General features: G+C 67.8%; 8 protein-coding genes. 5 read left to right on the top strand and 3 right to left on the bottom strand.

The window, feature by feature from the left end; translation table 11 throughout:
• Together MSZK_RS33085 and MSZK_RS18480 are read left to right on the top strand one after the other, a co-directional pair.
• Window positions 1–221 (top strand): aldehyde dehydrogenase family protein (locus tag MSZK_RS33085; RefSeq protein WP_233211384.1); only part of this gene is annotated, 221 nt, incomplete at its 5' end.
• 23 nt (window positions 222–244) lie between these two features.
• Window positions 245–1630 (top strand): aspartate aminotransferase family protein, encoded by a 1386-nt coding sequence (locus MSZK_RS18480; RefSeq protein ID WP_099250134.1) that lies wholly within the window; start codon window positions 245–247, stop codon window positions 1628–1630.
• Here MSZK_RS18480 and MSZK_RS18485 read toward each other — a convergent pair.
• From MSZK_RS18485 to MSZK_RS18495, 3 genes are all read right to left on the bottom strand, one after another.
• Window positions 1627–1974: a hypothetical protein gene (locus MSZK_RS18485; RefSeq protein ID WP_099250135.1), complete on the bottom strand. Its 348-nt coding sequence runs from the start codon at window positions 1972–1974 to the stop codon at window positions 1627–1629. The two genes, MSZK_RS18480 and MSZK_RS18485, sit on opposite strands and share 4 nt — an antisense overlap.
• A 54-nt stretch (window positions 1975–2028) precedes the next feature.
• Entirely contained in the window at window positions 2029–3207 is a 1179-nt protein-coding gene (locus MSZK_RS18490) for an acyl-CoA dehydrogenase family protein (protein WP_099250136.1), read from the bottom strand.
• Between the two features lie 90 nt (window positions 3208–3297).
• Window positions 3298–3846: a cysteine hydrolase family protein gene (locus MSZK_RS18495; RefSeq protein ID WP_099250137.1), complete on the bottom strand. Its 549-nt coding sequence runs from the start codon at window positions 3844–3846 to the stop codon at window positions 3298–3300.
• Between the two features lie 157 nt (window positions 3847–4003).
• Between MSZK_RS18495 and MSZK_RS18500 the strand changes: the two genes are divergently transcribed.
• The 3 genes from MSZK_RS18500 to MSZK_RS18510 are packed head-to-tail and all read left to right on the top strand — an operon-like array spanning window position 4004 to window position 8342.
• Window positions 4004–6517, top strand: coding sequence for a glycogen/starch/alpha-glucan phosphorylase (locus MSZK_RS18500; RefSeq protein ID WP_099250138.1), 2514 nt, complete (start codon window positions 4004–4006; stop codon window positions 6515–6517).
• A gap of 16 nt (window positions 6518–6533) precedes the next feature.
• Window positions 6534–7355, top strand: coding sequence for a class I SAM-dependent methyltransferase (locus MSZK_RS18505; RefSeq protein ID WP_099250139.1), 822 nt, complete (start codon window positions 6534–6536; stop codon window positions 7353–7355).
• A gap of 9 nt (window positions 7356–7364) precedes the next feature.
• Window positions 7365–8342 carry a DUF3533 domain-containing protein gene (locus MSZK_RS18510; protein ID WP_233211385.1) on the top strand — a complete coding sequence of 326 codons (978 nt, stop codon included), beginning with the start codon at window positions 7365–7367 and terminating at the stop codon, window positions 8340–8342.
• Window positions 8343–8432: the final 90 nt, after the last annotated feature.

Below are 8432 nucleotides of genomic sequence, written 5' to 3' on the forward strand. Positions count from 1 at the left end.
TCCAGAACGAGGTCGAGGTCGGCATGGTCGGCATCAACGTGCCCATTCCGGTTCCGACCGCCTACTACAGCTTCGGCGGCTGGAAGAGCTCGCTGTTCGGCGACACCCATGCGCACGGCACCGAAGGCGTGCACTTCTTCACTCGTGGCAAGGTAGTGACCACGCGGTGGCTCGACCCCAGCCACGGTGGCATCAACCTCGGCTTCCCGCAGAACAACTGAGCTCGAAAGAGGCACGCACCCGCATGACTGCAACGACTTCGCACCTGCTGCCCAACGGTCTGGACGCCGAGAGCGCCCGCGCCGAGGCGACCCGCGCCTACGAGCTCGATCGCCGGCACGTCTTCCATTCCTGGTCGGCGCAGGCGCAGATCAAGCCGATGACCATCGTCGCCTCGGAGGGTTCCTACGTCTGGGACGGTGACGGCAACAAGCTGCTGGACTTCTCCGGCCAGTTGGTGTTCACCAACATCGGTCACCAGCATCCGAAGGTCGTCGCGGCGATCGCCGAGCAGGCCGCCAAGCTGTGCACGATCGCCCCGCAGCATGCCAACGCCGCCCGCTCGGAGGCCGCCCGGCTGATCGCCGAGCGCACCCCGGGTGACCTGAACCGGGTGTTCTTCACCAACGGCGGCGCCGACGCCGTCGAGCACGCCGTGCGGATGGCCCGGCTGCACACCGGCCGGCGCAAGGTGCTCTCCCGGTACCGCTCCTACCACGGCGGCACCGACACCGCGATCAACCTGACCGGTGACCCGCGGCGCTACCCGAACGACTACGCCAGCGCCGGCGTCATCCACTTCAACGGCCCGTTCCTGTACCGCTCGTCGTTCTACGCCGAGAACGAGCAGCAGGAATCCGAGCGTGCGCTGGAGTACCTGGAGCGGCTGATCGCCCACGAGGGAGCCTCGTCGATCGCCGCGATCATCCTCGAGTCGGTGCCGGGCACCGCCGGCATCATGGTGCCCCCGCCCGGGTACATGGCCGGGGTGCGGGAGATCTGCAACCGCCACGGCATCGTGATGATCGCCGACGAGGTGATGGCCGGCTTCGGGCGGACCGGAAAGTGGTTCGCCATCGACCATTTCGACGTGGTGCCCGACCTGATGACCTTCGCCAAGGGCGTCACCTCCGGCTACGTGCCGCTCGGCGGGGTGGCCATCAACGATGCGATCTACAACACCTTTGCCGACCGCGCCTACCCCGGCGGCCTGACCTACTCCGGTCACCCGCTGGCCTGTGCGGCCGCCGTCGCGACCCTCAACGCGATGGAGGACGAAGGCATGGTGGAGGGCGCCGCCCGGATCGGCGAGCAGGTGCTCGGCCCCGGCCTGCACGAGCTGGCCGCCCGTCATCCGTCGGTCGGCGAGGTCCGCGGCCTGGGCGTGTTCTGGGCGATCGAGCTGGTGGCCAACCAGGCCACCCGCGAGCCGCTGGCGCCCTACGGCGGATCCAGCGACGCGATGAACGCCGTGATCGCCGCGTGCAAATCCGGCGGCCTGCTGCCGTTCGCCAACTTCAACCGCATCCACGCGGTGCCGGCCTGCAACATCACCGATGCCGAGGTGGCCGAGGGTCTGGCCATCCTGGACAAGGCACTCGATGTCGCCGACTCCTACGTGACCGCCTAATACGGGGTGGTGTGCTGGGTCAGCACGAACAACAGCAGGCCCAGGCACATCAGCACGTTGATCGCGATCAGGATCGCGACGAACACGATGGCGCCGCGCACGCAACGACGTTGTGCACGGCCGACTTTGGATCGTCGCTGCTCGCTGCGAAGCGCAGTCGCGGTCAGCGCGAACGTCACGTCGACGAATTCGTCCTCGGTGGTCGCCTGCCCCATCGCGATCTGCTGTAGACGCTCGGGCGGGATTCCGACACCGACACCGGCGAACGTGCGGCTCAGCCGTTTGAGCTGCCGGGGACTACTCGTCTGATTGCTCGGCAGCCGCGGATCCGACCAGTCGGTCATAACCGTTGGACATTAGTGCGGCGAGACCGTCGCCGCGCGAGAAATGCCGGGGTGTCACAACCCCGGCTGGTCGGCGATGATGCCCAGCCAGATCTGCGCGGCGTCCATGGCCACCTTCTCGCTGATGAACGCGTGCTGCGTGCCCGTGTAGATGTCGCGGAAGGCGCGCTCGAGGCGGCTGCCCTCCCGGATCGAGGTGGTGCCGGCGGCCAGGTGCGCCCATTCGGCGGCCTGGCGGGCGACGTCGGTCGCATACACGGCAGCCACCCGCATGTCGGCGCGCAGTGTCGGGGTCAGCTCGTCCCCGGCGGCCACGGCGGCCTCGGCGGTGCTGAACGCGTCGAGCACCAGCAGCCGCGCCGCGCGCCATGCCGCGACGTGATGGGCGAGGTCCTTCTGGAACGTCGGGCGGCTGGCCAGCGAGGCCATGTCGCTCATCCGGAACTTGGTGGCGGCCAGCTCTTCGACGTCGTCGAGCATGCTCTTGGCGACCCCGAGCGCCCACGCGGCGTGACCCGCCGCGGTCACCGGCATCAGGCCCATCCGGGTGGCCGGTGACGCACCGCGGTTGGGAGTCCGGGCGAACAGCGGGAAGGTCCGGACCGCCGGCACGAACACATCCGCCACCGCGTAGTCATAGGAGCCGGTTCCCTTGAGGCCCTGGACATACCAGCCGTCCTTGAACGTGATCTGGTCGCGCGGGATGACCGCGACCCGCATCTCGGGCAGACCGTCTGCTGCCATCCGTGGCTGGCCGTCGTCCATCGGGAAGAACCCGGCACAGACGTACTCGGCATGCCCGGTGCCCGATCCGAAGCTCCACGAGCCGCTCACCCGGTACCCGCCGTCGACCACCGCGCCCTGTCCGTTGGGGAAGAACTGCCCACCCATGGTGACCCGGTTGCCGTTGGCGGTGAACACCTCGGCGAAACCCTCGTCGGGCAGGTAGGCCGCCGCGGCGAACGACGACGGCAGGTTGGCGATCCCGATCCACCCGAAGGACCCGTCCTGCCACGCCATCTCGATCCATGTCTCGATCATCTCGGCGAACGACGGCTCCGTGCCGCCGGCCGCGGCCGGGTTGAAGGCCGACATCAGGCCGCTGGCCCACATCTCCTGCACCACCGCCGGGGCGATGGTGCGCAGCCGCTCGGATTCACCGGCATGGGCCACCACCAGATCGCGCATCCCACGGGCCAACCCGACGAGGTGATCACCCAGTGTCGACGTCATTGTCTCCGTCCGTTCTTGCGGCGGCCGCAACCCAGGGCAGTGAACAGTTCCGTGAAACTGTATAGCGCTGGCTTCGGCGGTGGCGGTCGTTTACCAAACGACCTCGGCCGCCATCGGGGCGGCGGCGCTCCGGCCCGGAGCGCTCTGATGCGACCAGTACAGGTTCGTGTGCGCGATCACCTGCGCGGGAGGCGGGGCGCCCCATGCCGACAGATCCTCGGTGGTGTGCGCATCGGCGACCACCGTGACGTCGTAGCCGCGGGCGAACCCGCCGTGAATCGTCGAGCGGATGCACTGATCGGTCTGGGCGCCGACGACGACGAGGTGCCCCACCGCGAGTTCGGCCAACGTCGCTTCCAAAGTGGTGTCTTCGAACGAGTCGCCGTAATGCTTGGCCACCACCGGCTCGGTGGCTGCCGGGGTCAGCTCGTCGACGATGTGCCATTCGGGGCTTCCGGCCGGCAGTTCGGCATCGGCGTGCTGTATCCAGATCACCGGTATACCCGCCCGTCGCGCGCTGTCCACCAGGTGAGCGATGGTGGCGATCACCCGATCCCGGTCGTGGGCGCGTGCGACGACGTCGTTCTGCACATCGACCACGAGTAGCGCGGTCTTCGGACGGTCCGCAAGCGTCGTCATGACTGCGATCGTAGAGATTTGCTCGGCGCGCGATGCGCGCGGTGATGCGCGATAGTTCACGGGAGCGACTCGTGGACCTCGCCTTGCCGAAATACGGCGGTGCCAGACTTCGGGTCCTCGTCCGGATCGAGAAGTGGTCCCCAAGCAGGAGAAGCCAATGACGGATGTCGTGAACAACGCCCCGGGTGACGTCACCGGCGAGGCCGCCAGGCCGCACGAACACAGCCGCACCGGTTTGTCGGCCGACGCGCTGCACCGCGCCATCGCCGATCACCTGGCGTACTCCATCGCCCGCCCACCCAGCGTGCTGACCACCGAGCATTACTACCGCGCACTGGCGCTGGCCGTCCGCGACCGCATGCAGCAGCGCTGGATGGCCACCACGCAGGATTGGCTCACCGGCCCGGAGAAGGTCACCTGCTATCTGTCCGCAGAATTCCTGATGGGCCCGCAGCTCGGCAACAACCTGCTCAATCTCGGCATCGAGGCGCAGGCGCGTGAGGCGCTGGCCGCGCTGGGTCAGGACCTCGACGTGGTCCTGGAGTGCGAGGAAGAGCCTGGGCTGGGCAACGGCGGCCTGGGCCGGTTGGCCGCCTGCTATCTGGATTCGCTGGCCACCCTGCAACGACCGTCGATCGGCTACGGAATCCGCTACGAATTCGGCATTTTCGACCAGGAGATCCAGGAGGGCTGGCAGGTCGAGAAGACCGACAACTGGCTGGTCGCCGGAAACCCCTGGGAGATCGACAAACCCGATGCCAGCTACCTGGTCAACTGGGGCGGGCGCACCGAACAGTACGAGGACGTCGCCGGCAATCACCGAGTGCGCTGGATCCCCCGCCGGGTGATCAAGGGGGTCTCCTACGACACCCCGATCCAGGGTTACGGGGTCAACACCTGCAACACGCTGACTCTGTGGAGTGCCCGGTCGGTGTCGTCGTTCGCGCTGGACGCCTTCAACACCGGCGACTTCTACAAGGCCGTCGAGGACGAGGTGCTCTCGGAAAAGATCTCCAAGGTCCTCTACCCCAATGACGAGCCCGACGCCGGCAAACGGCTGCGCCTGCAGCAGCAGTACTTCTTCGTCAGCTCGTCGCTGCAGGACATCCTGCGCATCCACACCGAACGCGCCCACCTGCCGCTGTCGGCGCTGCCGCAGAAGTGGGCCATCCAGCTCAACGACACACATCCCTCGATCGCGGTCGCCGAGCTGATGCGACTGCTGATCGACGAACACCACATGAGCTGGGACGAGGCCTGGGACATCACCGTGGCCACCTTCGCCTACACCAACCACACGCTGCTGCCCGAGGCCCTCGAAACCTGGCCGCTGGGCATCTTCGGCGAATCGCTGCCCCGGCACCTGGAACTGATCTACGAGATCAACAGCCGGTTCCTCGACGAGGTGGCGGCCACGTTCCCCGGCGACGAGGAACGTGCCCGGCGGATGTCGCTGATCGGCGAGGACGGCGGCAAGAGCGTGCGGATGGCGCACCTGGCCACCGTCGGCAGCCACGCCGTCAACGGTGTCGCCGCGCTGCACTCGGAGCTGTTGAAAGCCAGTGTGCTGAAGGACTTTTACGAGATGTGGCCGGAGCGGTTCGGCAACGTGACCAACGGCGTCACGCCACGGCGTTTCCTGGCGCTGTCCAACCCCGGGCTGCGGACGCTGCTCGACGAGACCATCGGCGACGGCTGGCTGACCGACCTGGACCAGCTGCGCCGGCTCGAACCCTACGCCGACGACCCCGCGTTCCGGGAACGGTGGCGAGCGGTCAAGCGCGCCAACAAGAGTCGGCTCGCCGAGTTCGTGCATTCGACGACCGGCATCGAGCTCGACCCGACCTGGATGTTCGACGTGCAGGTCAAGCGCATTCACGAGTACAAGCGCCAGCACCTCAACGTGCTCAACATCATCACGTTGTACAACCGGCTCAAGCGCAACCCCGGCTTCGCGATCGCGCCGCGCGCGTTCATCTTCGGCGGCAAGGCGGCGCCCGGGTACTTCATCGCCAAACGCATGATCCGGCTGATCACCGCAGTCGGTGCCACGGTCAACAACGATCCCGACGTCAACCGCTTCATGCGGGTGGTGTTCCTGCCCAACTTCAACGTCAAGAACGCCCACCTGATCTACCCCGCCGCCAACCTGTCCGAGCAGATCTCCACCGCGGGCAAGGAAGCCTCCGGCACCGGGAACATGAAGTTCATGATCAACGGCGCCCTGACCATCGGGACGCTGGACGGCGCGAACGTCGAGATCCGGGAAGAGGCCGGCGCCGACAACTTCTTCCTGTTCGGCCTCACCGTCGAGGAGGTGCAGCAGTTGCAGGCCGACGGCTACCGGCCGACCAGCTACGTCGAGCGCGACCCCGAACTGGCCGAGGTGCTGGAGCTGATCGTCGACGGCACGTTCACCCACGGCGACACCGAGGTGCTGCGCCCCCTGGTTGACAACCTGCTGCACCACGACCCGTTCCTGGTGCTGGCCGACTACCGCTCCTATGTGGACTGCCAGGCCCGGGTCAGCGCCGCCTGGCAGGACGCCGACACCTGGTCGCGGATGTCGATCCTGAACGCCGCCCGCAGCGGCAAGTTCTCGTCCGACCGTGCGATCGCCGAGTACTGCGACGACATCTGGGGTGTCGGTCCGATGCCGGTGACGCTCTAGCTCGCACACTGGCGGTGTGGACGCCGAACACCGCAACACCAACCAACTCTGGTGGGACGAGCGGGCCCCGGCTCACGCGGTGTCCAGTGACTACGCGGTACGCCAGCTGATCGACGACCCGGGTGCGCTGTCGGGCGTGGTGCGTTTCGACAGCGCCCGCCTCGGCGATCTGACCGGCCTGGCCGGCATCCACCTGCAATGCCACATCGGCACCGACACCCTGTCGCTGGCCCGGCTGGGAGCCCGGATGACCGGGCTGGACTTCTCGCCCGCCGCGGTGGCGGTCGCCCGCGACATCGCCGCGCAGGCGGGGCTGCCCATCGACTACGTCCAGGCCGATGTCTACCGTGCCCCGACGGTGGTGCAGGCCGGCAGCTTCGATCTGGTGTACACCGGGGTCGGAGCCCTGGTGTGGCTGCCCGACATTCGGCGCTGGGCGCAGGTGGTGGCGGCGCTGCTGCGCCCCGGCGGCCGGCTCTTCCTCCGGGAAGGCCACCCGGTGCTGTGGTCGGTCGACGAGCAGCGCACCGACGCGATCGTGCTGCGCTACCCGTACTTCGAACACGCCGAGCCGGTTCGCTTCGACGGATCGGGCACCTACGTCGACACCGATGCGGTGTTCACCCACACCGAAACCCGGGAGTGGAACCACGGTCTCGGCGAGATCGTCACCGCGCTGCTGGACGCCGGGCTGCGGCTCACCATGCTCGTCGAACACGACTCGGTGCCGTGGGACGCGTTGCCGGGGCGGATGCGCAACACCGACGGCGAATGGCGCCTCGACGAGCACGGGGACCGGTTGCCGCTGAGCTACACCCTGCAGGCAGTCAAGCCGTAGAGTGCGCGTGTGCCCGGGCTCTCGATACAGCGCATCCCGCTCGAGATCCGCAAGGCCGCGACCGTCATCGCGATCGCGATCGTGCTGGCGTCGTCGTTCGCCGCCGCCTACACCGTCGCGCTGGGCCGGCCGTCGCCGCGCAACCTGCCGGTCGGCGTTGTCGGGTCGACGTCCGCCACCGCGCCGTTCGTCGCTGCGCTGCACCGCAACCCCGCCGAATTCGACGTCCAGCAGTATCCGACCCGTGAGGACGCGGTCACCGCGATCAACTCTCAGCGCATCACCGCCGCCATCGACGCCACCGCGAAGCCGGCGCAGCTGCTGCTCTCCAGCGCCAGCGACCCGTCGGGGACCCGTGCGCTGATCCAGCTGGACCAGACCCAGCCGGGGCAGTTCATCCTGCCGATCGTCGATCTGCATCCGCTGCCGCCGTCCGATCCGGCCGGGCTGGCCACGTTCTATCTGGTCATCGCCGCCACGATCCTGGGCTTCATCACGATGTTCCAGCTGCGGGCCAACGTGAAGACGCTGAGCCTGCGGCGCTGGCTGGTCGCCCTGGTGGTGCTCGCGGTGGTCGGCGGTGCGGCACTGGCCAGTGTCACCGGGCCGGTGCTGGGCGCGCTGAGCACGCCGTTCCCGCAACTGTGGCTGCTGACCTCGGTGCAGATCGCGGTCGCCGCGTCGTTCAACTCGACAATGCTGGTTCTGATCCACCGGTGGGCGATCATCCCGACCTGGCTGGTGTTCATCCTGCTCGGCAACACGTCGTCGGGCGGGGCGGTGTCGGCGTCGCTGCTGCCCCAGCCGTTCGCGTTCTTCAACCATGCGCTGCCCAGCGGGGCGACCGTGTCGGCGATCCACGCCGCGACCTACTTCCCGGACAACCAGCGGCCGTTGCCGTTCATCGTGCTCGGGCTGTGGCTGGTCGGCAGTGTGTCGGCGTTGATCGTGTCGTCTCGGCTACTGCGGCGCTCGCCGGCGGCGTGACGCCCTAGGTGTAACTCCCAGACAGGTTGTGAACGGCGTGGTGAGCGGAAGTAGGTGAGGACCTCCGGTATCGGTGTGGTTACCAAACAC

It is taken from the genome of Mycobacterium sp. shizuoka-1 (genome assembly GCF_002723835.1).
In the GTDB taxonomy this organism is placed as follows: Bacteria; Actinomycetota; Actinomycetes; order Mycobacteriales; family Mycobacteriaceae; genus Mycobacterium.